Raw genomic sequence first — 24,228 nt, forward strand, 5'->3', positions numbered from 1 at the left:
GGGCGTCACCGCGCTGCCGCCCGGGCGACGTCCGGCACCGGCCGGGGCGGGACGGGCGGCCCCTCGTGGATCACCTGGAGGTGGGGGCGGCTGCTGCGGGAGTAGGTCACCCGGACATTCTCGTGCCTGATGAGCCAGCGGGAGACGGCGGCCACCGTGACCCCGACCGCGATCGCCCCGACGGCGACCGTCCAGCGGGCGCCGAGGGCGTCGGCGATGACGCCGAGGAGGGGCGCGCCCAGCGGCTTGCCGCCGACGAAGAGGGCCATGTAGAGCGCCATGACCCGGCCGCGCATCGAGGGTTCGCTGCGCATCTGCACCATCGCGTTGGCGGTCGTCGTCGCGGTCAACGCGGCGAGCCCGCACACGGCCAGGGCGATCGCGAAGGCCCAGTAGGTGGGGGCGAGGGCCGCCGCGGTCGCGGCGACGGTGAAGCCGACGAGCGAGATCAGCAGCACCCGCATCCGCGGCTGGTTGCGCCGGGCGGCCAGCAGCGCCCCGCTGAGCGAGCCGACGGCGAGGATGGTGCCGAGCAGCCCGTAGCCCTCGGCGCTCTTGTCGAAGACCTCTGTGGCCATGAGCGCGATCGTCATCTGGAAGTTCAGCCCGAAGGTGCCGAGGATGAAGACGAGGACGAGCACGGTGAGGATGTCCGGGCGGCTGCGCACGTACCGCAGGCCGTCGATGGCCGAGCCCCGGCCTCCCTTCGCCCGCGGCGCGGGGCTCAGCTCGCTCCCGTTCATCAGGGCGAGCGCGATGATCACCGCGCCGAAGGAGGCGCCGTTGACGAGCAGCGCCGGGCCGGAGCCGAAGGCGGCGATGACCAGGCCGGCGACGCCGGGGCCGGCGAGGCGTCCGAAGTTGAACGAGGCGCTGTTGAGGGCGACCGCGTTGGCCAGGCGCCCCCTCGGGACCATCTCGGAGACGAAGGACTGCCGGGCCGGGTTGTCGAAGGCGGTGGCCAGGCCGGTCGCGAGCGCGATGAGGTAGAAGTGCCACAGCTCGGCGGTGCCGGTCACGACGAGCACCCCGCCGACGATCGCCGCGAGCCCGAGCATCGCCTGGCTGACCATGAGCAGGGCGCGCTTGGGCACGCGGTCGATGACCGCGCCGGTCCACGGGGCGAGCACGAGCATCGGGATGAACTGCAGGCCGGTGACGATGCCCAGGGCGGTGCCGGAGTTCTGCGTCAGGACGGTCAGGACCACCCAGTCCTGGGCGGCCCGCCCCATCCACGTGCCGACGTTGGAGACGATCGCGCCGGTGGCGTAGGTGCGGTAGTTGGGGACGGAGAGGGAGGCGAAGGTCGAGCTCATCGGGCCGCGATCCGCGCCAGGACCTCGCTGGCCGCCGCGAGGGCGCGCCGGTCCTGCTCGCCCAGCTCGAGGATCCGCTCGTGCATCCACCGGTTGCGACCCTGCCGGGTGCGGCGCAGGGCCGCCCGCCCCTCGTCGGTCAGCTCGACGATGATCCGGCGGCCGTCATCGGGGTCGTCGTGACGGGCCACGAGGCCCTGGTCGGCGAGGCAGCCGACGGTGCGGGTCATGCTCGGGGCGGAGACCTTCTCCACGTCGGCGAGGGCGCGGGGGCTCGCCGGCCCGCGCTCGAGGCGGGCGAGCACGCTGAACTGGTGCGGGGCGATCTCCCCGGCGCTCTCGAAGCGGACCCGCCGGCTGATGCGCATGCACGCCAGCCGCAGGTCCTCGCTCAGGGCGCCGACCTCCCGCTCCGTGGCGACGGCCGTCTGGGGCACGGGGACTCCTCTCGTGGTGGACACGTGGAGGAGAACTCATTGCGTCGGCTAACTATTCCGCCGGCCCCCTTCGCCCAACGATGATCGGGTGACCCGATCATCGTCGCGGGGGCGAAGGGGGAGGAGGAGGTCAGCTGACGCCGAGCAGCCCCTTGATCGGGTCGATCGCGAAGTAGAGCACGAAGAGCACCGCGACGAGCCACATGAGCGGGTGCACGGTGCGGGCCCGGCCGCGCACGACCCGGATGAAGACGTACGTGACGAAGCCGGCCCCGATACCCGCGGTGATCGAGTACGTGAAGGGCATGAGGATGATCGTCAGGAAGGCCGGTATCGCGATGCCCAGGTCGTCCCAGTCGATCTCCTTGACCTGCTGCATCATCAGGAAGCCGACGAGCACGAGTGCCGGGGTCGCGGCCTCGTAGGGCACGACCGAGACCAGCGGCGAGAGGAAGGTCGCGAGCAGGAACATCACCCCGGTGACGACCGAGGCGAGCCCGGTGCGGGCCCCCTCGCCGACACCCGAGGCGGACTCGATGTAGCTGGTGTTCGAGCTGACCGAGGCGGCACCACCGGCCGCGGCCGCGAGGGAGTCGACGACGAGGATCTTCTGCGACTCCGGCGGGTTGCCGTCCTCGTCGAGCAGGTCACCCTCGGCGCCAACCGCGACCATCGTGCCCATGGTGTCGAAGAAGTCCGCGAGCAGGATCGTGAAGACGAGCAGGCTCGCCGAGACGATGCCGATCTTGTCGAAGGACCCGAGCAGGTTGAAGTTGCCGAGCAGCCCGAAGTCCGGGGCGGCGAAGAGGGTGTCCGGCAGGGTCGGGACGTTCAGGCCCCACCCGGTCGGGTTGACCATCTTGCCCGAGGCATCGGTCTGGGAGCCGACGTGGAAGATCGCCTCGACGACGATCGCGAGCACCGTGGTCCCGAGGATGCCGTAGAGGATCGCGCCGCGCACCCGCCGCACGTGCAGCGTGATGATGACGAAGAGGCCGACGACGAAGACGAGCAGCGGCCAGCCGGCGAGGAAGCCGCCGACCCCGAGCTCGCCGAGCGGGCCCCCTTCGGCCTGGCGCACGAAGCCCGCGTCGACCATGCCGACGACGGTGATGAAGAGGCCGATGCCGACGCTGATCGCGGTCTTGAGCTGCGGCGGGACGGCGAGGAGCACCGCCTTGCGGAAGCCGGTGAGCACGAGCACCAGGATGATCAGGCCCTCGATGACGATCAGGCCCATCGCGTCCGCCCAGGTCATCTCCGGGAGCGAGGCGATGCCGAAGGCGACGAAGGCATTCAGGCCCAGGCCCGCGGCCAGGGCGAGCGGGTAGTTCGCGACCACGCCCATGAGCACGGTCATCACGCCGGCGACGAGGGCGGTGCCTGCGGCGACCATCGCGAGGTTCGGCGCATCCCCTCCGCCGAGGAAGGTGCCCGTGGAGTCCGGCTGGGTCCCGATGATCAGCGGGTTGAGGACCACGATGTAGGCCATCGTGAAGAAGGTCGCGAGACCACCACGGATCTCACGCCCGACGGTCGAACCACGCTCGGAGATGCGGAAGTGGCGCTCGAGGAGCCCCTCCCGGGCCGGTGCGCTCACAGGGCCTCGACGGCCTCGTCGTCGAGGATCGGGTCGCCGACCCGCTCCGGCTCCGGTGCCTTGACGTCGACCTCGGAGTGCGCGCCGCAGCCGTGGTCCCGGCTGACGACGGTGCCGTCGCTCGGGCTCCACTCGTTGGCGCAGACGCCGAAGGTGCGCCGCAGGATCCCGGCCATCGGCAGGAAGTAGCCGCAGCTCTCGCAGCGCGCCGGCGCCTTGGTCGCGACCTCGGCGGTCGGCCCGTGGGACCCGTCGTACCAGCGCTGCGCGGCGCGCTCGCGCCCCTCGGCGGAGAGCACGCGCGGGCGGCCGAGGCCGAGCTCCCACAGCGCGACCGCGTCGACGTCCTCCTCACCGGTGGCCTCGAAGCCGGCCTCGAGGTTGGGGTCGTCCTCGACCTTCGGGGTGACGTCGCCCGGCCGCACGTCGCCTGGGGCCAGGCGGTCGGCCCACGGCACCCACTCCGGGGAGAGCAGCGCGCCGTCGCCCGGCAGCAGCTGGGACTCGCAGACGGTGGCGTTCTTCGAGCGCGGTGCGCGGGTGACCACGACGCCCCAGTACCACCCGCGGTAGCCGGGGAAGGTCGCCTCGAACCAGTGCGTCCCGAGCCGGTCGTCCTCCAGGGTGAAGCCGACGTGCTCGCCGACACCCGTGCCGCCGGTCGCGACGAGCAGCTCGCGCCGGGCCGGCTCGATCGCCGCCTCGAGGACGGCATCGGTCTTCTTGCGAGGCATCTCAGCCCTCCAGGTCGTCGGCGACGCGGCGGAGCACCTGGGCGATCTTGGTGCCCTGGCCCTTCTCCGGGTAGCGCCCGCGGCGCAGCCCGTTGGAGACCCCGTCGAGGAGCTGGATGAGGTCCTCGACGATCCCCACCATGTCCTCGGGCTCCTTGCGGTCACGCTTGCGCAGGTTGGAGCGGACGCTCGGGGTCGGCTCGAGGACCTGCACCGACAGCGCCTGCGCGCCGCGACGGCCCTCGACCACGCCGTAGTCCACCCGGGTGCCGCCCTTGATGGTCTTCGTGCCCTCCGGCAGTGCGCCCGCGTGGAGGAAGACGTCCTCCCCGTCGTCGCCGGAGATGAAGCCGAAGCCCTTCTCCGCGTCGTACCACTTGACCTTGCCAGTCGGCACCGTGCACCTCTTGCTCGCCACAGTTCGATGGACGCACGGGTCCGCGCGCCCGTCCAAGGTTAACCCGTGCTTCCCGGCCGACCCCAATGCGCGAAAACCGCTCGTTGACGCGGCCTCCCGTAGGGCACGATGGTGCCTCGTGACCTCCCTCCCTCGCGACGTGCCGGCCCACGAGATCGGCTCCGGCTTCGGCGGCTTCTGGCGGGCCCTGCCGCGCGAAGGGAGATTCCTCCTCTCCACCGTGGCGCTCCAGCACCTCGGGCGGGGGATGACCCTGCCCTTCACCGTGATCTACCTGCACGAGGTGCGCCACTTCTCCCTCGACACCGCGGGCACGGTCATGGCGCTGCTCGCGCTCGTCGCCGCGGTCATGGCCGGCCCGATGGGAGCGCTCACCGACCGGGTCGGGGCGCGCTGGATGCTCATCGGCGCCGGCGTGGTGCAGAGCCTCGGGGCCGTGGCGCTGGCCTTCGCCGTCTCGCTCCCGCTCGCGGTCCTCGGCGCGATCCTCATGGGCCTCTCGCAGAGCATCGGCTGGTCCGGGTCGAACACCTTCATCTCCGCGCTCGTGCGGGGCCCGCTGCGGCAGCGCTACTTCGGGGTGAACTTCGCCCTGCTCAACCTCGGCATCGGGGCGGGCGGCCTCATCGCGGGGGCCTTCGTCGACGTGACGCGGCCGGTGACCTTCGAGACGATCTTCCTCGTCGACGCGGTGCTCATCCTCATCCCCGGGATCTGGCTGCTCGGCCCCCTTCGCCACGTGCACGCGCGCGCCGAGCGGCCCGCGGCTGGGGCCGGCCGGGCGGGCTACTCCGCCGTGCTCCGGCTGCCGGGGATGCGCTGCGTGCTGCTCCTCGCGCTCGTGACGAGCTTCGTCGGCTACGGGCAGCTCGAGGCGGGCATCCCGGCCTTCGCCCGCGGCGTCTCCCAGGTGGGCACCGAGGTCATCGGCGTCGCGTTCGCCGTCAACACCGGCGTCATCGTGCTGCTGCAGTTCTGGGTCCTGCAGCGGATCGAGGGGCACCGCCGCACCCGGGTCGGCCTGATCATGGTGGGCATCTGGACCCTCGCCTGGCTGGCCATCGGTGCGAGCGGGCTGCTCCCCGCGGGGGTGACGGCCGCAGTGCTCGTCATCGCCTTCCTCGGCCTCTTCGGCCTCGGTGAGACCCTGCTGCAGCCGACGCTGCCGGCGATCACCAACGACATGGCGCCGAACCACCTGCGCGGCCGGGTCAACGCGGTCCAGTCCGCGGCCTTCATGTCCGGCGGGGTCCTCGGGCCGCTCGTGGCCGGGGCGCTGCTGGACCGGCACCTCCCGGCGGTCTTCCTCGCCGTCATCGGGCTCGGGCTGGTGGCGGTCGTCTGGCTGCTGCTGCGGCTGGAGCGGCTCATCAGCCCGGAGGTCAACGGCCTCGAGGCACCTCGATCCCCCACTGCGCAGACCACGTCCCGCCCGGCGGCAGGCTGACCAGGCCCTCGCCGGAGTTGAAGGCGTCCGGCGGGCACGACAGCGGCTCCACGGCGATGCCGGCCGGCTGCCCGGCCGGGAGCTGCGCGGGGTCGGCGCGCCCGGTGAAGACCTGGACCCAGTCCAGCCCCGGCCCGCCCCAGAGGCCCACGGCTCCGGCGTCGGTGTCGAGGGTGACCGTCCAGCAGCCGTCGGCTCCCCGCGCCAGGTCGGTGTAGGCGTTGTCGATGGTCCGCTCCCCGAGCGGGTCGCCACCGCGCAGGTCGAAGGGCGTGCCCGTCACGTCGCGGGTCCCGGTCGGCAGCTGCCGCTGCCCGTCGACGAGCACGACCCGCTCCGCCGGCACGGTCAGGCGCGCCCGCGGGGCCGGCGTGCCGCCGAGGGCCAGGTAGGGGTGGGCGCCGTAGCCGACGGGCGCGGTATCGGCGCCGAGGTTCGTCAGCCGGGTGCTGCAGGTCAGGCCGCGAGCGTCGACCTGCCAGGTGATGCGCACCTCCAGCGCGAAGGGGTAGCCCGGGTGCGGGTGCAGGGTGTGCACGAGGACGACCCGGTCGGGGTCCCGCTCGGTCGGGCGGAAGGACTCCCACCGGACCAACCCGTGGATCGCGTTGCCGGTCTCGCGCTCGGTGAGCGGCAGCTCGTGCCGCTCACCGCCGAAGTCGTAGCGACCGTCACGGATCCGGTTCGGCCAGGGGACGAGCACCTGACCCCGGCCCGACGGGGCCATGACGTCCGGCGGGTAGTCGGCGACGACGTCGAGGTCGCCGATCGTCAGGCTGCGCAGCCCGCCGCCGACCTCGACGACGTGGGCCCGCACGTCCCCGCTGCTCAGCTGCCACTCGTCTCCGTGGGGGAAGATCGCCATGGCACCGAACCTACCGGGGCACCGGGCCCACCACGGCGCGTGATCTACCGTGGATCGGTGCGCTCCCTCGCCGAGGACATCCGCCACCGCACCGATGAGGAGCTCGTGGCGCTGCTCGGTGTGCGCCCGGACCTGGCCCGCCCCCAGCCGGCCGACCTGACCGCGCTCGCCGCGCGGGCGAGCACCCGGGCCAGCACGACCCGGGCCATCGACCACCTCGATCTGCCGCACCTGGCCGCGCTGCAGGCCTGCGTCGTGGTGGGTGAGGCATCACCGGGGGCGATCACCCCGCTGCTCGGTTGCGACGCGGCCACGGCCGCGGGACTGCTCGAGGACCTCACGACCGCCGCCCTGCTGTGGCGCACCTCCGACGGTCCCGCGGTCTCGCGCACCGTCGTCGAGGTGCTCGGGCCGACGCCGACCGGCCTGGGACCACGGGCCGCCGAGCTGCACCACGACCTGCCCGAGGACGTGGACGCGGCCGTCGCCGAGCTCTCCTCCGGCTCCCGCAGGGTCCTGGACCGCATCGCCCGGCACGGCCCGACCGCCGCCCGCCCACGGGACCCCGCGAGCTCGGCCGCCGCGGCGGTCGAGGACCTGCTGGCACGCCGCCTGCTGACCGCCACCGACGACGACCGGCTCGTGATCGCGCCGCTCGAGGTCGGGCTCGCCGCCCGGGGCGGGCGCCTGCTGTCCGACCCACTCGACGGACCCGACACGAGCGAGGTCCGCCGGCTGGAGCCCCGGGACGTGGACGAGGCGGCGACGGCGGCCGCGACCGAGACGGTCTCGCTCGTCGACGAGCTGATGGACCACCTCGAGGAGCTCGCGCCCCGCGTACTGCGCAGCGGCGGCCTGGCGGTGCGAGACCTGCGCTCCCTCGCCTCGGCGCTGGACCTGCAGGAGAGCACGGCGACGATCCTGCTGGAGCTGGCCCTGACCGCCGGGCTCATCGCCGACGACCGGGCCCCCGAACCGGCGTGGCGGCCGACGACGGAGCTGGACTCGTGGCGCGAGACGGACCCGGCCGTCCGGTGGGGCGCCCTCGCGGAGGCGTGGCTGGTCTCCCTTCGCTCCACCGCCGCGCCGGCGCCGGAGGACGGCAGCCGGGTCAACGCACTCTCGGACGGCCACGTCTGGCCGCCCGTGCGGGCGCTGCGCCGGGAGGTGCTCGAGGTCCTCGCCGGCCTGCCGGAGGGCAGCGCGCCGAGCGCGGAGCTGGTCCTGGACCTGCTGCACCACCGCCGACCCCGGCGGATGCCCCGCGACGCGGCCGGGGTGGTCGCGAGGCTGCTCGGCGAGACGGAGGTCCTCGGGGTGACCGGACGCTCGGCCCTGGGCAGCGTCGGCCGGGCACTGCTGTATCGGGGGGGCGCCGCTGCCCAACGGCTCGCCGGCCTCGTGCCCGAGCCCGTCGACCGGCTGCTGCTGCAGGCCGACCTCACCGCGATCGTGCCCGGCACCGCGGTGCCCGAGCTGGCCTCGCTGCTGCGCCGCACCGCCCAGGTCGAGTCACGCGGGGGCGCGGTCGTGCACCGCTTCACCGAGCGGACGCTGCGCGGCGCCCTCGATGCCGGGTGGAGCGCCGAGGAGCTGCTCGACGCGCTGGCCCGGTTCAGCGCCACCGAGGTGCCCCAGCCGCTGGAGTACCTCGTGCGCGACGTGGCCCGTCGGCACGGCCGGCTGCGGGTGGGTGACGCGGGCAGCTACCTGCGCAGCGACGACCCCGCGCACCTGGAGACGCTGCTCGCACACCGCGAGCTGGGCCACCTGCAGCTGCGGCAGATCGCGCCGACCGTGCTCGTCTCCCCGGTGGGCCCGACCGTCCTGCTGGAGTCGCTGCGCCAGGTGGGCAGCTCACCGGCCCTCGAGGGCGCCGGCGGGGTCGTCACCGCCGGCACGTCCCGTCGTCGGGCGACGCCGCACCGGGACCGCCCGGTGACGGAGGTCCCCCACGAGCCGGCCGAGCAGGTCCTCGCCCGGCTGCGGGTCGCGGAGGAGCAGGCCGCGTCGCGACCGGTGCTGGGCGGTGAGGGCCCGAGCATCCCGTCGCTGGACCCGGCGAGCGCCTCGGCGCTGCTGCGCGAGGCCGCCGCTGACCGGCTCCCGGTCTGGCTGGGCGTGAGCGACGGTGTCGGCGCGACCCGTCGGGTGTTCTTCCACCCCCGCCGCGTCGACGGCGGGCGGGTCGTCGGCGAGGTCGACGCGGCCCCGCAGGTCTACTCGCTGCACCGGATCACCGGTGTCGTGATCGACGGCTGAGGAGCGGGCCGGGACCCGCCGCTCAGGCCCCCGCGAGCGCCTTGACCACCCGGGAGGGTGAGGGGCGCCCCAGCTGCTCGGCCATCCAGGTGCTCGTCGCGACGAGGACATCCAGGTCGACACCGGTCTCGACGCCGGCACCGTCGAGCATCCACACCAGGTCCTCGGTCGCGAGGTTGCCGGTGGCCGACTTGGCGTAGGGGCACCCGCCGAGGCCGCCGGTCGAGGCATCGACGACGCTGACGCCGGCGCGCAGGGCGGTGAGGGTGTTGCTGAGGGCCTGGCCGTAGGTGTCGTGGAAGTGCACCCCGATCCTGTCGGTGCCCAGGCCCCGCCGGTCCAGCTCGGCCAGCAGCGCCTCGACGTGCCCTGGCGTCCCGGTCCCGATCGTGTCGCCGAGCGAGAGCTGGTCGCAGCCGAGCTCCATGAGCGAGACGCACGCGTCGGCGACCCGGGTCACCGGCACCGGCCCCTCCCACGGGTCCCCGAAGCACATCGAGACATAGGCCCGCACCCACATCCCGGCCTCCCGGGAGCGGCGGACGACGGGACGGAACATCTCGACCGACTCCGCCAGGGAGCGGCCGAGGTTCTTCTGCGCGAAGGTCTCGGTGGCGCTGCCGAAGATCGCCACGGCATCGACCCCGGACTCCATCGCCCGGTCCAGGCCACGCTCGTTGGGCACGAGCACGGGGCGGCGCGGGCCCTTCCCCGCCTCGCCGAGCTCGCTGAGCAGGTCGCTCGCGTCGGCCAGCTGGGGGACCCACTTCGGCGAGACGAAGCTCGTGGTCTCCACGGTCTCCAGACCTGCCGCGAGCAGCCGGGTGATGAACTCGGCCTTGACCTGGGCCGGCACGACGGACTTCTCGTTCTGCAGGCCGTCCCGGGCCCCGACCTCGTAGATGGTCACCCGCGGAGGCAGGCCGGGCAGGGGTTCACGCTGGGGCAGTGCACGGGTCATGTCCTCCATCATGGCTGATCGCGTAGCGTTGGCCGAGGTCCGTGCAGGGCGGATCAGGAGGACACAGGCATGAGCAGCAGCACGAACCCCGGCGAGCAGCCGGGAGGCCCGGAGGGGCAGAACGCCGGCGGGCACCACACCGAGCCGATCCAACCCGGCGCGGACCCGACGACCCCCTACCCGGTCCAGCACCCGCCGCAGCAGGCGCAGCAGCCGTACCCGCAGCCGCCCTCGCCGTACACCCCGTACCCGCAGGGCCCCGACGGGCAGCCGCCGGTCGCACCGGGCTACTACCGACCGCCGACACCGCCGAACACCTCGGCGATCGTGCTCACCGTGGTCTCCGGCCTGCTCGTCATCACCGTCTACTGCTGCCCGATCGGCGCGATCCCGCTCGTCCTGGGCGTCCTCGGCATGGCCCAGCAGGCCAGTGACCCGGAGAGCGCCCGACGGATGACCACGATCGGCTGGGTGGTGCTCATCGGGCTGACCATCCTGGCTCTGGCGGCCATCATCGCCATCACCGCCATCGCCGTCGGCGCGGAGTCGACGGCGTGAACGACGGAGCCCTGATCGTCCAGAGCGACAAGACCCTGCTGCTGGAGGTGGACCACGTGGGGGCCGCCGACGCACGCCGGGCCATCGCCCCCTTCGCCGAGCTGGAGCGGGCGCCGGAGCACATCCACACCTACCGCGTCACCCCGCTCGGGCTGTGGAACGCCCGGGCGGCCGGCCACGACGCCGAGCAGGTCGTCGACGCCCTGGTCACCCACTCCCGCTACCCGGTGCCGCAGGCGCTGCTCGTCGACATCGCCGACACGATGGACCGCTACGGGCGCCTCGTGCTGGAGAAGGACGGCGAGCAGCTGCTCCTCCGGGCGACCGACCGGGCGGTGCTCACCGAGGTCATGCGGCACAAGAAGATCAAGCCGCTGCTGGGTGAGCAGCTCTCCCCGGACGAGGTGGTCGTGCACCCCTCCGAGCGGGGCAGCCTGAAGCAGGAGCTGCTCAAGGTGGGCTGGCCCGCCGACGACCGGGCCGGCTACGTCGACGGCGAGGCGCACCCCATCGAGCTGGACCAGGACGGCTGGAGCCTGCGTCCCTACCAGCAGCAGGCGGTCGACGGCTTCTGGGACGGCGGCTCCGGGGTGATCGTCCTCCCCTGCGGCGCCGGCAAGACGCTCGTCGGCGCCGGCGCCATGGCCGAGGCGAAGGCGACCACGCTCGTGCTCGTCACCAACACCGTCAGCGCCCGGCAGTGGAAGGAGGAGCTGCTCGCCCGCACCACCCTCACCGAGGACGAGATCGGTGAGTACTCCGGTGCCCGCAAGGAGATCCGGCCGGTGACGATCGCGACCTACCAGGTGCTCACCCTCAAGCGGAAGGGCGCCTACCCCCACCTGGACCTGCTCGACGCCCGCGACTGGGGCCTCATCGTCTACGACGAGGTGCACCTGCTGCCGGCGCCGATCTTCCGGATGACCGCCGACCTGCAGGCACGCCGCCGGCTCGGCCTGACCGCGACCCTCGTGCGCGAGGACGGGCGCGAGGCGGATGTCTTCTCGCTCATCGGGCCCAAGCGCTTCGACGCCCCGTGGAAGGACATCGAGTCCCAGGGCTACATCGCCCCCGCGGACTGCGTGGAGGTGCGGGTGGCCCTCACCGAGTCCGAACGGATGGCCTATGCCACCGCCGAGGCCGAGGACCGCTACCGGCTCGCCGCCTGCTCCCCCGTCAAGCTCGACGTGGTCCAGCGGGTCGTCGACCAGCACGAGGGCGAGCAGACCCTCGTCATCGGCCAGTACCTGGACCAGCTGCACGAGCTCTCCGAACGGCTCGGCGCGGACCTGATCACCGGCGAGACCCCGGTCAAGGCACGACAGGCGCTCTTCGCGGACTTCCGCGAGGGACGGACCAACCTGCTCGTGGTCTCCAAGGTCGCCAACTTCTCGGTCGACCTCCCGGAGGCGACCGTGGCCATCCAGGTCAGCGGCACCTTCGGCTCACGGCAGGAGGAGGCCCAGCGTCTCGGTCGTCTGCTCCGGCCGAAGGGGGACGGCCGCGCCGCGCACTTCTACACCGTGGTCGCCCGGGACACCGTCGACTCGGAGTTCGCCGCGCACCGGCAGCGCTTCCTCGCCGAGCAGGGCTACGCCTACCGGATCATCGACTCCTCCGACCTGTGAGCACATGGCGAAGGGGGCATCCCCTGCGGACGGGCAGCGGATGGGTGCGGCACGGCTCAGGGAGCGCCCTTCGAGGCTCCTTCGTCGCACCTCAGGACCCGGGACGAGCGACCAAGTGCCGTAGCCATCCGTCGCCCGGTAGCGAGGAACGTGGCGTCAGAGGATCGAGGTCAGGAAGCGCTGGGTGCGCTCGTGCTGCGGGTTGCCCAGGATGTCGTCGGGCTTGCCCTGCTCGATGACCTGACCACCGTCGAACATCATCACCTTGTGCGAGACGTCACGGGCGAACTGCATCTCGTGGGTGACGATGAGCATCGAGATGTCGGTCTCCTCCGCGACCTGGCGCAGCACGCCGAGCACGTCGCCGACGAGCTCGGGGTCCAGTGCCGAGGTGACCTCGTCCAGCAGCAGGATCTCCGGGTCCATGGCCAGCGCCCGGGCGATCGCCACCCGCTGCTTCTGACCGCCGGAGAGCTGGGTGGGGTGGGCATCGCCGCGATCGCCGAGCCCCACCTGGTCGAGCAGCTCCAGGCCCCGCTTCTTCGCAGCCGCCTTGTCCCGCCCGAGGACGTGGACCGGGGCCTCGATGATGTTCTCGATGACCGACATGTTCGGGAAGAGGTTGAAGTGCTGGAAGACCATGCCGATCTTCTTGCGGGTCTGCGCGATCTCCTTGGTGCGCAGCTTCACCCGCTTCCCGCCCCGCTTGTCGTGGGTCAGCGGCGCACCGTTGATCCAGATGTAGCCGCCGGTCAGCTCCTCGAGCGTCATGACGAGCCGCAGGATCGTCGTCTTGCCGGACCCGCTCGGCCCGATGAGGGTGACTCGCTCACCGTGGGCCACGTCGAAGTTCAGCCCGGACAGCACGGTGTTCTGGCCGAACTTCTTCTCCACGTCCTCGAACCGGATGACCGGTTCACCGCTGTTCACGGCATCGGGCGACGGGCTGGTCTGGGGTTCAGTAGACAAGTGCTTTCTCCAGTCTCCGGACGGCGAAGGCGGTCACGAGACTCGCCACGAGGAAGATGAGGCCGGCGATCGTGAAGGCCTCGTTGTACCGGAAGGTCGCGGCACCGTACTGCTGGGCCTCCGTCACCATCTCGATCACCCCGATGCCGAAGAGGAAGGGGGTGTCCTTGAACATCGCGATCGCCCAGTTGCCGAGCGAGGGGAGCGTGGCCCGGATCCCCTGGGGGATCACCACGTCCCGCCAGGTGCGTCCCTGCGACAGGCTGAGCGCCCGCGCTGCCTCCCACTGCCCCTTGTCCACCGAGGCGATGCCGGCGATGTAGGACTCGGCCATGTAGGTCGAGTAGTGGACGCCGATGACGACCGTGCCGACCCACAGCAGCGGCCACGAGACCGGCACGAGGTAGCTGACGAAGATCAGCTGGACGATCAGCGGGGTCATCCGGATGAAGTCCATGACGAAGCGCAGCGGCTTGGTCACGATGCCCGGCAGTGCCTCGACGAGCACCGCGAGGAGCAGGCCCAGGGTCACGGCGATGAGGGTTCCCACGACCGTGATGAGCAGCGTCGTCTCGACGAAGGTGCTCAGCAGCTGGGGCAGCGCCTCGGCGGCGGAGTCCCAGTTCCAGAACTCCTCGAAGGTGATCGCTGGTTGCATGGTCGGCTGCATCAGATCGTCTCCCCGGTCCCGGAGTGGGCCCCACCGGTCGCCATGCCGAGGCGGCGTCGGGCGTGGTTCTCCATCAGGCGCAGGCCCTGGGAGAGGATCCACGCGATGACGAAGTAGGCCACCAGTCCGATGGAGAAGGCGAAGATCGTGTCCGTCTGGATGCGCAGCTGGTCGATCTTGTTGGTCAGGTCCTGCAGGCCGATGAAGAGGGCGACCGCGGTGCCCTTGACGAGCATGACGAGCAGGTTGTTGTAGCCGGAGAGCATGAGCACCCACGCCTGCGGCCAGATGACCCGACGCATCCGGGTCAAGGGCGACATGTTCAGCGCGGTCGCGCCCTCCCACTGACCCTTGTCGACGGCGTTGATCGAACCGCGCACGACCTCGGCGCCGTAGGCACCGTAGTTCAGCCCGAGGGCGACGACCCCGGTCAGGACCGCGTCCCAGCTGAGGCCGAAGAGCGGCATCACGTAGTAGAACCAGAAGAGCTGGACGACCAGGGAGGTGCCCCGGAAGACCTCGACGACGATCGTCGATCCCCAGCGCAGCGGCGGCACCGGGCTGATGCTCAGCAGCCCGAGGACCACCGAGACCACGAGCGCCAGGACGGCCCCGCCGAGGGTCAGCTGCAGCGTGACGGTGACGCCGTCAAGCAGCCCCGGCAGGGCGTCCTGGAGCGCTTCGAGGTTCTCGTTCACTCGCTGGCAGTCGCGTCGGGCAGCTCACCCTTGCAGAGCTGCTCGGTGGTCAGCTCCCCCTTCGGGCGCTCCGCGTCGGTGAACCCGTACTTGCCGATGACGTCGAGGTAGGCCTGCTTGTCGCCGGTGATCTTGTCGATCTCCTTGTTGTAGGCCTTGCGCAGCTTGTCGTCGTCCTTGCGGAAGACCGTCGCACCCGCCCCGACCTGCTTCTTGCCGTCGACGACGGCGACGAAGGGCTTGGTCACGGAGACGTCCGCGTCCTTGTTGTCCTTGGCCAGGGTGCGCAGCGAGATGCCGGTCAGCGCGAAGGCGTCGACCCGCCCGCGGGTGACGGCCTCCATGCCGTCCTGCGGGCTGCCGACCTCGAGCTTGTCGATGCCGAGCTTGTCCGCGTAGCCGGACTCGATCGCCCCGCTCATGACGGCGATCTTCAGCTTCTTGTCGGCGACGTCCTGGAGGTCCTGGACACCCTCGGGGTTGCCCTTCTTCGTCATCAGGGCCGTGGTGTACATGATCTCGGGGTGGCCGAAGTCGGCCTGCTTGCACCGGTCCGGCAGGATCGACATCCCGGCGGAGACGACGTCGTAGCGCCCGGCGTTCAGACCCGGGATCAGCGAGCCCCACTCGGTCTGGACGCCCTCGACCTTGTCGACGCCCATCTCCTTGAAGACCTTCTTGTGGATGGCGATCGTCGCGCCCTTGAGCTCGCCGTCCTCCATGAAGGAGTAGGGCTTCTCACCCGCGATGCCGACCTTGATGACCCCGTCCTCCTTGATCTTGGCCAGGGTGTCACCGCCGCCGCCACCGCCGCCGGAGTCGCCTGAGTCACCACAGGCCGCCATCGTCAGGGCCATGGCGGCAGCAGCCGCCCCGGCCAGCACTCGCGTCGTGCGCATATCGCTCCCTCCGTCCGGGGGAGGGTGACGATGGCCGACACGGCCTACCGCCGGCGTGGCGCCCTGCAGGTCACCCGCCCCGTGATGCCATGACTTCAACAGGTCAGAGGCACCCCGGACAAGGATTGGGCGGCGGCGTGACTCCTTCGTTACCACACCGCAACATGCGTCACACCCGCCTCATCGCCCAGCACACATCCAGCGAATGCACAGGAACTGCTCCCACACTGGGGACCGTGAGCACCCACCAGACGCCGGACGAGCTCGCCCCCTGCCTCCTCGTGGTCGAGGACGAGCCGAACATCCGCGAGCTCCTCGCGACCTCGCTGCGCTTCGCGGGCTTCCAGGTCGAGGTCGCCGGCGACGGCGGCTCGGCCCTGGACATGGTCCACCGCCTCGAGCCCGACCTGATCGTGCTGGACATCATGCTCCCGGACATCGACGGCTTCGAGGTCGCCTCGCAGCTGCGTGCCGCCGAGCGCCACCAGCCGATCCTCTTCCTCACCGCCCGCGACTCCCTCGACGACAAGCTCAAGGGCCTCACGGTCGGCGGCGACGACTACGTGACGAAGCCCTTCTCGCTCGAGGAGGTCATCGCCCGGATCCGGGTCATCCTGCGCCGCAGCCTGCACTCCCCCTCCGCCGACGCCGTGCTGCGCTTCGCCGACCTGGAGCTGGACGACGACGCCCACGAGGTGCGCCGGGACGGCCGCGCCGTGGACGTGTCGCCGACTGAGTTCAAGCTGCTGCGCTACCTCATGCTCAACCCCAACCGGGTGCTCTCCAAGGCCCAGATCCTCGACCACGTCTGGGACTACGACTTCCGTGGCGAGATGGGCATCGTCGAGTCCTACATCTCCTACCTGCGCCGCAAGATCGACACCGAGGGCCACCCACCGCTGATCCACACCAAGCGCGGATTCGGGTACGTCCTGCGGCTCCCGCCCGAGGGGTGATCGTGCGACGGCTCTCCGAGTCGGTCGTCAGGCGCCTGGAGGCGGTCCCGCTCACCTGGCGCCTGATCGTCATCCTGCTGAGCCTGCTGCTCGCGGCGCTGACGATCACCTCGACGGTGACCGCCTACCTGCTCCAGCGGGACCTCGTGGCCAACATCGACGACCAGCTCGTCGCGGTCGCCGAGCCGGTCGCCCAGACCAGCCTCGACGAGGGCTTCACCAACACGCGGGGAGGCTCGGAGCTCCCGAGCAACTACGCCTTCGTCTACATGCCGGTCGACTCCGACCACGGCTGGACCCGCAACCCCACCGGAGAACCACTCCAGCCCGCGCTCCCGAAGATCCTGCCCGACGACAAGCGCGTGCGCACCGGCAAGCCCTTCACCGTCTCCTCGGCCAACGGCGACATGAAGTGGCGCTTCGTCGCCGGCGCGGTCGACGACGGGTCCGCGACCGTCGCCGTCGGGGTCCCGCTGCGCGGGGTGCAGAGCACGGTGCACCGGATGGCCATCGCCGCCACGAGCATGGGTCTCCTGGCGGTCATCGCCTGCGGCGTGCTCGGGTGGTTCGCCACCCGGCGGGCCTTCCGCCCCCTTCGCCGCATCGAGGACACCGCCGCCGCCATCGCCGCCGGCGACCTGGCCAGGCGCGTCCCGGTCCGGCACAGCCGTGACGAGGTCGCGAGCCTGAGCGAGTCGATCAACTCCATGCTCGGCCAGGTGGAGCGCAGCTTCCGGGTGCAGGAGGCCTCCGAGGTCAAGATGCGCCAGTTCGTCGCCGACGCCAGCCACGAGCTGCGCACCCCGCTGGCGACGGTGCGCGGGTACGCCGAGCTCTACCGCCAGGGCGCCGCCGGCGACCTGGAGCAGATCGGGCAGATCATGGGGCGCATCGAGGGCGAGGCCGCCCGGATGAGCGGCCTCGTCGAGGACCTGCTCACCCTGGCCCGACTGGACGACGAGCGCCCCCTGGAGATCACCACCGTCGACCTGCTCGTCCTCGCCGGCGACGCCGTGCACGATGCCCGCGTGCGGGTCCCCGAGCGCGACATCCACCTCGTGCCGCTGGAGGAGGAGCTGACCCCGGAGACCGTGCGGGGCGACGACGCACGGCTGCGGCAGGTGCTGAGCAATCTCATCGGCAACGCCCTGATGCACACGACCCAGGACGTCCCCATCGAGGTCGCGGCCGGCCGGGTCGGTGACGAGGCGGTGCTCGAGGTGCGCGACCACGGCCCCGGCGTCGACCCGAGGATCGCCGAGCGGGTCTTCGAGCGCTTCTACCGGGCGGACAAGGCCCGCTCCCGAGCCCGCGGTGGCAGCGGGCTCGGCCTCGCGATCGTGACCGCGATCGTCGAGCAGCACCAGGGCACGGTCTCGCTGCACCCGACCCCCGGGGGCGGGGCCACCTTCCGCGTCTCGCTGCCGGCGATCGACGTGGACTCCTCCCGCGACGGCTGACCCGTGCACACACACCTGACGTCCAGCCGACGCACAGGTGGGGCCTAACCAGGGGGAGCACTGTGGAGGTCAGAGAGAAGGAGACCCCCATGGAACAGGGAAACGGAACCATCACACCGCCACAGCAGGACCCCACCCCGGACCGCTCCGGCCGCGGTCGCCGCCTCGCAGAGCTGGGCACCGTCGCCGTGCTCAGTGCGGCGCTGGCCGCCGGCGGGACGTGGGGGATCGCCTCGGCCACCGACGACGGCACCGGCGGTGGCGCCACGACGACGGCCACGGCCTCCCCCTCCTCCTCCGGGTCCACGCAGACCGTCCCGGTCAAGAACGGCTCGGACTCCCCGGACTGGAACGCCGTGACCGACGCGGTCGCCCCGAGCGTGGTCTCGCTCACCGTGCGCACCGGCAGCTCCGGCGCGCAGGGCTCCGGCGTCGTCATCGACGACAAGGGCCACGTCCTGACCAACCACCACGTCGTCGCCGGCGCGGCCGAAGGGGGCCGGATCACCGTCTCGCTCGCGGACGGCTCCACCTACCGGGCGACCATCGCGGGCACCGACGAGTCCACCGACCTCGCCGTCGTGACCATCAAGGACCCGCCGAAGGACCTCAAGCCCGTCACCCTCGGCTCCAGCAAGGACCTGCAGGTCGGTGACCCCGTCATGGCGGTCGGCAACCCGCTCGGCCTCGCGGGGACCGTGACCACCGGTGTGGTCAGCGCCCTCAACCGTCCGGTGAGCACGAGCAGCGCCGACGAAGGGGGCGGCCAGGGCCTCTTCTCCCCGCAGCAGTCCGAGCCGGTCGTCACCTCGGCGATCCAGACCTCCGCGGCGATCAACCCCGGCAACTCCGGCGGTGCACTCGTCGACGCCTCCGGCCGGCTGATCGGGATCAACTCCTCGATCGCCTCGGTGGGGCAGTCCTCCGGGTCCTCGGGCAACATCGGGATCGGCTTCGCCATCCCGGTCGACGAGGCGTCGTGGATCGCCGACCAGCTCATCGAGAACGGCCATGCCGAGCACGCCTTCCTCGGGGTGCGCCCCACCGACGGCACGGCACAGCTCGGGTCCGCGAGCCGCACCGGGGCCAAGCTCGTCGACGTCATCGACGGCACCCCCGCGCAGGAGGCGGGACTGCAGCGCGGCGACCTGATCGTCTCCCTCGACGGCACCCCGGTGAAGTCGGCCGAGTCCCTCGTCGGGCTCGTCCACGCCCGCAAGATCGGCTCCACGGTCCCGGTGACCTACATCCGTGACGGGTCGGAGAAGACGGTCCAGCTGACCCTGGCCACCGCCCCCGAGGGCCAGGCCGGCTGATCCAGCGGACTCACAGGTTCGTGCCAGCCCCATCCAAGGACGATGCCCCAGACTCGTGTCAGGAGCCGAGGTCGAGGAAGCAACGGTCCAACCGTCGTTCCCCTCCCCCGACGCAGACCGACTTCCTCCGGCTCCCCAGGGGTGCTACCCCCGCCTTCGGGTGTGGCGTTCGAAGGCGGCGCTGAGTAGCAGGACTCATGCCCCCGGCGGGCTTTCCGAGCACGCTGGGGGCATGAGTTTCCCTGGCGGTCCGACCCTCGATGAGATCCGCAGGCTCGAGGACGACTTCGCGGCGGCGATGACCCGCATGCACTCCTTCGGCAACGATCTGGCCCGGCTGCGCTCCCGACTCGCGAGTGAGGCGGCCGCCGCACCGCCCACGACCACTCCCCCGGCTCCCGCCACGGCGACGACGGCCCCGCCGACGCCCGTGCCCCCGCCTCCTCCCGGCCCCGGTGTGGTCTCCCCACCACCCCCGCCGGCATCGGGCCCGGCACCGGGAACGGAGCCGTCCCGTACCCCGGCCGCGCCGTCGGTCCCGCTCTGGCAGCGGGAGGGGTTCGTCGTGCGCACCCTCGCCGTCGTCGGGGCGGCCATCACCCTCATCGGCGTGGCCTTCCTCCTGGCCATCGCCATCTCGATCGGGATCTTCGGCCCGCTCCCGCGCGTCCTCAGCGGGGCGCTGCTGGCCGTCGGCCTCGTCGCCGCCGCGGAACGGGTCCGCCGCCGCCAGCAGGGCACGGCCGGGGCGATCGGCCTGGCCGCGACCGGCTTCGCGACCGCCTACCTCGACGTGCTCGCCGTGAGCCGCATCTACGAGCGGATCCCCGCCGGCCCGGGTCTCGTCCTCGCCGGCGGGATCGCGCTCGTCGGCGTGCTCATCGCCCGCTCCTGGGGCAGTGAGCTCCTCGCCTCCCTCACCGTCCTCGGGGTGGCGCTGCTCGCCCCCTTCGTCGGCTCCGGCGAGGTGATCCTCACCGGTTCCTTCCTCCTCGTCCTCACCACCGCCTCCTGGGCCGCCCAGATCGGACCCCGCTGGCACCTCTTCGAGGTCGCCCGGGTGCTCCCGAGCACGCTGTACCTCATGGGCGTCAGCGCCTTCGGGCACGACACCGGCGCCGCCGCGCTGCTCGGGCTGCTGCTGGCTCTCGTCGTCCTGGGCGTCACCCTCGCCGGGGAGCTCGCTGAGGCGCTGCCGCGCCAGCTGAACGTGCTCGTCCCGGTGGCCGCAGTGCCGGTCGTCCTCGCCGCGGTGCTCCTCGAGCACCGGGTGCAGGGCACCGCCCTGCTGGTCGTGCTGGCCCTGGGCCTGATCCTGCTCTCGTCCCTGGCGGACCGGTCCGCCGACCTCCCGGCGCACCTACGGCACCGGGAGGTGGCCCTGCCCGCGGCCGGGCTGGCCTCGCTGCTGGCCGCGCTCACCCTCGCCGAGGGCGGCGGGTGGGCCGGCCCGACGACGGTGCTCGTGGCCCTCTGCTGGGCGCTGGCGGCGCTCGCGCTGCGGGACGGGAGCACCCACGTCGTCGCCCTGGGCGTCGCCGGGCTGTGCGTCCTGGGCTCGCTCGTGCTCCTCCCCTACGTGCTGCTCTCCTCGTGGGCCTACCGGGTCCAGCTGACCGACCTGCTCACCGTGCTCGGCATCGTGCTCACCGCGCTGGTCCTCACCGGGGCCTCGCGCGCCGACGTCCTGCCCCACGAGGGCATCGCCGGGCGGGCCGCCGCCGCCCTGGCAGTGCTGTGGGGCGGCGGCCTCGCGGTCCTCGCCGGGGCGCTTATCGGGCAGCTCGCGGATGCGCCGGACACCGGCGTCATCGCCGGTCAGGCCGCGGCGACCGTGCTGTGGCTCGTCATCGCCGCGGCGTTGATCCGGCACGGTCTGCGGCACGCCTCGGTCGGCCGCACCGCAGGCCTGGCCCTCGCCGCCCTGGGAGTCGCGAAGCTGCTCATCTTCGACCTGGCCTTCCTCGACGGGATCGCCCGGGTGCTCAGCTTCATCGTCGGTGGGCTCCTCCTGTTGGCCATGGGCGCCGGGTACGCCCGGGCCGTCGACCGCTCCCAGCGGCCGCCGACCCCGCCTGTGGACAACTCCGGGCGCGTGACGTCGGCACCTCCTACCGTCTGAGGTGGGCCGGGAGCGTCCCGGCCGCGCACCGAAGGGGAGGACACCATGAGCACCTTTTCCGTCAGCACCGACAGCATCGCGAGCAGCTCCGCCGACGTCTCGCGGATCTCCGAGGACGTCGAGAGCACCGTCGCGGCGATGATGAGCCGCCTGGTCTCGTTGCAGAACGAGTGGACCGGCAGCGCCTCCGGATCCTTCCAGGACCTGGTCACCGAGTGGCGTGCCACCCAGCGGCAGGTCAAGGACAGCCTGGACGACATCGCCCGGGTGCTCGGCGAGGCCGGCGAGACCTACGCCAGCACCGAGTCCAGCGTCCGCTCGAGCATGCTCGGCGGACGCTGAGCCCCGGCCCGACCACGTGGTGGCGTGGGCCCGGCTACTCCGCGGCGATCGCGGAGAGGATGTCCATCCTCGCGGCCCGGCGGGCCGGCAGCAGCGCCGCCAGCACACCGACGACGCCGGCGAGCACCACGAAGACCAGGAGCGAGACCCACGGGATCGCCAGCTCGGTGAAGCCGTCGTCGGCCAGTGAGCGCTGGATCGCGATCCCGGAGACGACGCCGAGGACGATGCCGAGCACCGCGCCCAGCAGGGCGATGGCGATCGACTCCAGGCGGATCATCCGGCGCAGCTGGCCCCGACCGAGGCCGACCGCCCGCAGCAGCCCGATCTCTCGGGTGCGCTCCATCACCGACAGCCCGAGGGTGTTGACGATGCCGAGGACGGCGATGATGATCGCCAGCCCGAGCAGGGCGTAGATCAGGTACAGCAGCTGGTCGACCTGGGCGCTCTGCTCGGCCGCGTACCCGGCCTGGTCCTTGACGGTCACGAGCGGCTGGTCGGCGACGAGGGACTCGAGGTCCTTCTTCACCGCCGACGTGTCCGCGCCGTCGGCGAGGAAGATGAAGTCCCAGTTGTCGGCGGCCGCTCCGCCCATGTCGGAGACGGTGTCGACCGACATGAGCACGTCCGGGGTGCCGATCGCCTGGATCTCGTCGTAGAAGCCGACCACGGTCAGCTCGCGGGTGCTCGAGCCCATCTCCACCGTGACGGTGTCGCCGACCTGGCGACCCTCCTCGTGCTTGCTGGACATCAGCACCGAGTCCTCGTCCAGGTCGGCGCTGCCCGAGGTCACGTCGATCTGCTCCACGTCACGGAAGCTGTCCGGGTCGATCGCGGTGGTGAAGATCTGGCCGCCGTCGACCCGGGCGGAGACGAAGCGCACGGGCGAGACCTCACGCACCCCGTCGATCTTCCCGGCCTGCTTCGCGACCGAGGAGGAGAAGGGCTGGCCGACGGCATTGCTGAGGATGAAGTCCGCGCGGAAGGTCTCCTCGATCTGCTTGTCGATGCTCGCCTTGGCGCTCGATGCCACGACCCCCATGAGGGCGACGAGGGTCATCCCGATCATCAGGGCCGAGGCCGTGGCGGCCGTCCTGCCGGGGTTGCGCACGGTGTTCTGCTGCGCCATCCGGCCGACGCTGCCGAAGATGCCTCGGTACACCGCGCCGAGGGCGGCGATGAGTGGCCGGCCGACGAGAGGTGCCAGGAAGGCGGTGCCGAGGACGAGCCCGACGATGCCGATGCCGATCCACCAGATCTCGCGGCTGTCGATGACGAAGAGCCCGGCCAGGAAGGCGGCCAGCCCGGCGAGGAGCACGAGCACCTCGAGCGCGCGGCGCACCGGGTGGTGGCCCGAGCCGGTCGCCACGCTCTCGCGCATGGCCTCGACGGGGGCGACCCGGCCCGCCCGCCGGGCGGGGAGCCAGGCAGCGAGCATCGTGACGAGGATGCCGACCGCGTAGACGGCGACGACGGTGCGGGGGGCGAAGACGAGGTCGCTCCCGCTGAGGTCCAGGCCGAGCTGGGCGAAGAGGCCCTGGATGCCGAGTGCGAGCAGGACACCGAGCCCGAGGCCCAGCGTGGACCCGACGACACCGACGACGAAGGCCTCGACCAGCACCGAGCGGGTCACCTGCCCCCGTGAGGCGCCCATGGCGCGCAGCAGGGCCAGCTCCCGGCCGCGCTGGGCGACGAGGATCCCGAAGGTGTTGATGATGAGGAAGGAACCGACGAAGAGGGCGATGCCGGCGAAGACGAGCAGGAAGGTCGTGATGAAGCCGAGCGCCTGCTCGACGTCACTGGCGTTCTCCTCGGCCAGGTCCTTGCCGGTCCAGGCCTTGTAGCCGTCCGGGACGAGCGGCGTGGTCTGCTCGAGCAGCTCCTGCTGGCTGACCCCGTCCTTCGCCGTGACCCAGACGGAGGAGTACTCGTCCTTGCCGTCCATGAAGTACTTCTGCATCGTCTTCGTGTCGAAGACGGAGATGGAGGACCCGGCCGTGCTCCCCCCGCCGAAGGTCATCACGCCCACGAGCTCCGCGGAGATCTTCGGGGTGTCACCGGTGGTGACGAAGGGGACCTCGTCCCCGATCTCGTAGCCGGCCCGCTCGGCGGTCGCCTCGTCGATGACGACCTCGTCGGCCCCCTTCGGCGCATGCCCCTCGATGATGTCCATCGGCTGCTCGCCGAGCTGGTTCGGGGCGCTGCTGTGGTTGAAGGCGAGGGCCGGGGCCCCCTGGCCGCCGACGACCTTGCCGTCCTCACCGACGACGAAGACCCCGGTCGCGTCCACGGAGCCGTCGGCCCGTGCCGCCCCCGGCAGGTCAGCGAACTCCCGGACGTCGGAGGCCGGGATGTGGCCACCCCCGGAACCGCCGTAGTCGTCGGTCTGCTCCGGCTGGACCACGACGTCACCGACGGCGCCGTCCATGATCCCGTCGAAGGTCCGACCGAGGGTGTCGGTGAAGATCAGCGAACCGGCGACGAAGGCGGTGCCGAGGATGATCGCCATGGCGCTCATCAGGAGGCGCAGCTTGCGCGCCAGCAGGTTCTTGAAGGTGGTGCGCAGCACG

General features: G+C 71.9%; 21 protein-coding genes. 9 read left to right on the forward strand and 12 right to left on the reverse strand.

What is annotated here, in order from left to right:
• Positions 1–5: 5 nt before the first annotated feature.
• From JCO01S_RS04025 to JCO01S_RS04045, 5 genes are all read right to left on the reverse strand, one after another.
• Positions 6–1,316: an MFS transporter gene (locus JCO01S_RS04025; protein WP_068251103.1), complete on the reverse strand. Its 1,311-nt coding sequence runs from the start codon at positions 1,314–1,316 to the stop codon at positions 6–8.
• Positions 1,313–1,753 (reverse strand): MarR family winged helix-turn-helix transcriptional regulator, encoded by a 441-nt coding sequence (locus JCO01S_RS04030; protein WP_068251106.1) that lies wholly within the window; start codon positions 1,751–1,753, stop codon positions 1,313–1,315. The genes JCO01S_RS04025 and JCO01S_RS04030 overlap by 4 nt, the downstream gene beginning before the upstream one ends.
• A 130-nt stretch (positions 1,754–1,883) precedes the next feature.
• Positions 1,884–3,353: an NCS2 family permease gene (locus JCO01S_RS04035; protein WP_068251110.1), complete on the reverse strand. Its 1,470-nt coding sequence runs from the start codon at positions 3,351–3,353 to the stop codon at positions 1,884–1,886.
• Positions 3,350–4,087 (reverse strand): DUF3027 domain-containing protein, encoded by a 738-nt coding sequence (locus JCO01S_RS04040; RefSeq protein ID WP_068251113.1) that lies wholly within the window; start codon positions 4,085–4,087, stop codon positions 3,350–3,352. The genes JCO01S_RS04035 and JCO01S_RS04040 overlap by 4 nt, the downstream gene beginning before the upstream one ends.
• Before the next feature lies 1 nt (position 4,088).
• Entirely contained in the window at positions 4,089–4,484 is a 396-nt protein-coding gene (locus JCO01S_RS04045) for a cold-shock protein (RefSeq protein WP_068251116.1), read from the reverse strand.
• A 139-nt stretch (positions 4,485–4,623) separates the two neighbouring features.
• Between JCO01S_RS04045 and JCO01S_RS04050 the strand changes: the two genes are divergently transcribed.
• Positions 4,624–5,952, forward strand: coding sequence for an MFS transporter (locus tag JCO01S_RS04050; RefSeq protein WP_068251118.1), 1,329 nt, complete (start codon positions 4,624–4,626; stop codon positions 5,950–5,952).
• Here JCO01S_RS04050 and JCO01S_RS04055 read toward each other — a convergent pair.
• On the reverse strand, positions 5,888–6,817 hold the full coding sequence (locus JCO01S_RS04055; RefSeq protein WP_068251121.1) for an aldose 1-epimerase family protein: 930 nt from the start codon (positions 6,815–6,817) through the stop codon (positions 5,888–5,890). The two genes, JCO01S_RS04050 and JCO01S_RS04055, sit on opposite strands and share 65 nt — an antisense overlap.
• Before the next feature lie 57 nt (positions 6,818–6,874).
• Here JCO01S_RS04055 and JCO01S_RS04060 point away from each other — a divergent pair, with 57 nt between their 5' ends.
• Complete coding sequence (locus JCO01S_RS04060) at positions 6,875–9,079, forward strand: helicase-associated domain-containing protein (RefSeq protein ID WP_157074469.1); 2,205 nt, start codon at positions 6,875–6,877, stop codon at positions 9,077–9,079.
• A gap of 22 nt (positions 9,080–9,101) precedes the next feature.
• Here JCO01S_RS04060 and JCO01S_RS04065 read toward each other — a convergent pair whose 3' ends face one another.
• Positions 9,102–10,040, reverse strand: coding sequence for a hydroxymethylglutaryl-CoA lyase (locus JCO01S_RS04065; protein WP_068251356.1), 939 nt, complete (start codon positions 10,038–10,040; stop codon positions 9,102–9,104).
• Between the two features lie 69 nt (positions 10,041–10,109).
• Between JCO01S_RS04065 and JCO01S_RS04070 the strand changes: the two genes are divergently transcribed.
• Both JCO01S_RS04070 and JCO01S_RS04075 read left to right on the forward strand, forming a co-directional pair.
• Positions 10,110–10,598: a hypothetical protein gene (locus JCO01S_RS04070; protein WP_068251127.1), complete on the forward strand. Its 489-nt coding sequence runs from the start codon at positions 10,110–10,112 to the stop codon at positions 10,596–10,598.
• Positions 10,595–12,226: a DNA repair helicase XPB gene (locus JCO01S_RS04075; RefSeq protein WP_068251130.1), complete on the forward strand. Its 1,632-nt coding sequence runs from the start codon at positions 10,595–10,597 to the stop codon at positions 12,224–12,226. Before JCO01S_RS04070 ends, JCO01S_RS04075 begins: the two co-directional genes overlap by 4 nt.
• Before the next feature lie 156 nt (positions 12,227–12,382).
• Here the strand turns inward: JCO01S_RS04075 and ehuA are convergent, their stop codons facing one another.
• The 4 genes from ehuA to ehuB are packed head-to-tail and all read right to left on the reverse strand — an operon-like array spanning position 12,383 to position 15,462.
• A complete protein-coding gene (gene ehuA, locus JCO01S_RS04080; RefSeq protein WP_084342614.1) occupies positions 12,383–13,195 on the reverse strand; it encodes an ectoine/hydroxyectoine ABC transporter ATP-binding protein EhuA in 813 nt (270 codons plus the stop codon).
• Positions 13,185–13,853 (reverse strand): amino acid ABC transporter permease, encoded by a 669-nt coding sequence (locus tag JCO01S_RS04085; protein ID WP_174521061.1) that lies wholly within the window; start codon positions 13,851–13,853, stop codon positions 13,185–13,187. The genes ehuA and JCO01S_RS04085 overlap by 11 nt, the downstream gene beginning before the upstream one ends.
• A gap of 11 nt (positions 13,854–13,864) precedes the next feature.
• A complete protein-coding gene (gene ehuC / locus JCO01S_RS04090; RefSeq protein WP_068251136.1) occupies positions 13,865–14,563 on the reverse strand; it encodes an ectoine/hydroxyectoine ABC transporter permease subunit EhuC in 699 nt (232 codons plus the stop codon).
• The gene (ehuB, locus tag JCO01S_RS04095) at positions 14,560–15,462 is read right to left on the reverse strand and encodes an ectoine/hydroxyectoine ABC transporter substrate-binding protein EhuB (RefSeq protein WP_068251139.1); all 903 of its coding nucleotides are present in this window, start codon (positions 15,460–15,462) and stop codon (positions 14,560–14,562) included. The genes ehuC and ehuB overlap by 4 nt, the downstream gene beginning before the upstream one ends.
• A gap of 236 nt (positions 15,463–15,698) precedes the next feature.
• Here ehuB and JCO01S_RS04100 point away from each other — a divergent pair, with 236 nt between their 5' ends.
• The 5 genes from JCO01S_RS04100 (at position 15,699) to JCO01S_RS04120 (ending at position 21,658) form a co-directional block, all read left to right on the forward strand.
• Positions 15,699–16,418 carry a response regulator transcription factor gene (locus JCO01S_RS04100; RefSeq protein WP_068251143.1) on the forward strand — a complete coding sequence of 240 codons (720 nt, stop codon included), beginning with the start codon at positions 15,699–15,701 and terminating at the stop codon, positions 16,416–16,418.
• A 2-nt stretch (positions 16,419–16,420) separates the two neighbouring features.
• Positions 16,421–17,878 (forward strand): sensor histidine kinase, encoded by a 1,458-nt coding sequence (locus tag JCO01S_RS04105; protein ID WP_245634319.1) that lies wholly within the window; start codon positions 16,421–16,423, stop codon positions 17,876–17,878.
• Between the two features lie 89 nt (positions 17,879–17,967).
• Positions 17,968–19,194 carry a S1C family serine protease gene (locus JCO01S_RS04110; RefSeq protein WP_084342616.1) on the forward strand — a complete coding sequence of 409 codons (1,227 nt, stop codon included), beginning with the start codon at positions 17,968–17,970 and terminating at the stop codon, positions 19,192–19,194.
• A 232-nt stretch (positions 19,195–19,426) separates the two neighbouring features.
• Entirely contained in the window at positions 19,427–21,316 is a 1,890-nt protein-coding gene (locus JCO01S_RS04115) for a DUF2339 domain-containing protein (RefSeq protein ID WP_084342617.1), read from the forward strand.
• Between the two features lie 45 nt (positions 21,317–21,361).
• Positions 21,362–21,658, forward strand: coding sequence for a WXG100 family type VII secretion target (locus JCO01S_RS04120; RefSeq protein WP_068251150.1), 297 nt, complete (start codon positions 21,362–21,364; stop codon positions 21,656–21,658).
• Between the two features lie 34 nt (positions 21,659–21,692).
• Here the strand turns inward: JCO01S_RS04120 and JCO01S_RS04125 are convergent, their stop codons facing one another.
• Positions 21,693–24,227, reverse strand: coding sequence for an ABC transporter permease (locus JCO01S_RS04125; protein ID WP_068251152.1), 2,535 nt, complete (start codon positions 24,225–24,227; stop codon positions 21,693–21,695).
• Between the last annotated feature and the right edge of the window lies 1 nt (position 24,228).

It is taken from the genome of Janibacter corallicola NBRC 107790, assembly GCF_001570965.1.
Taxonomy (GTDB): Bacteria; Actinomycetota; Actinomycetes; order Actinomycetales; family Dermatophilaceae; genus Janibacter; species Janibacter corallicola.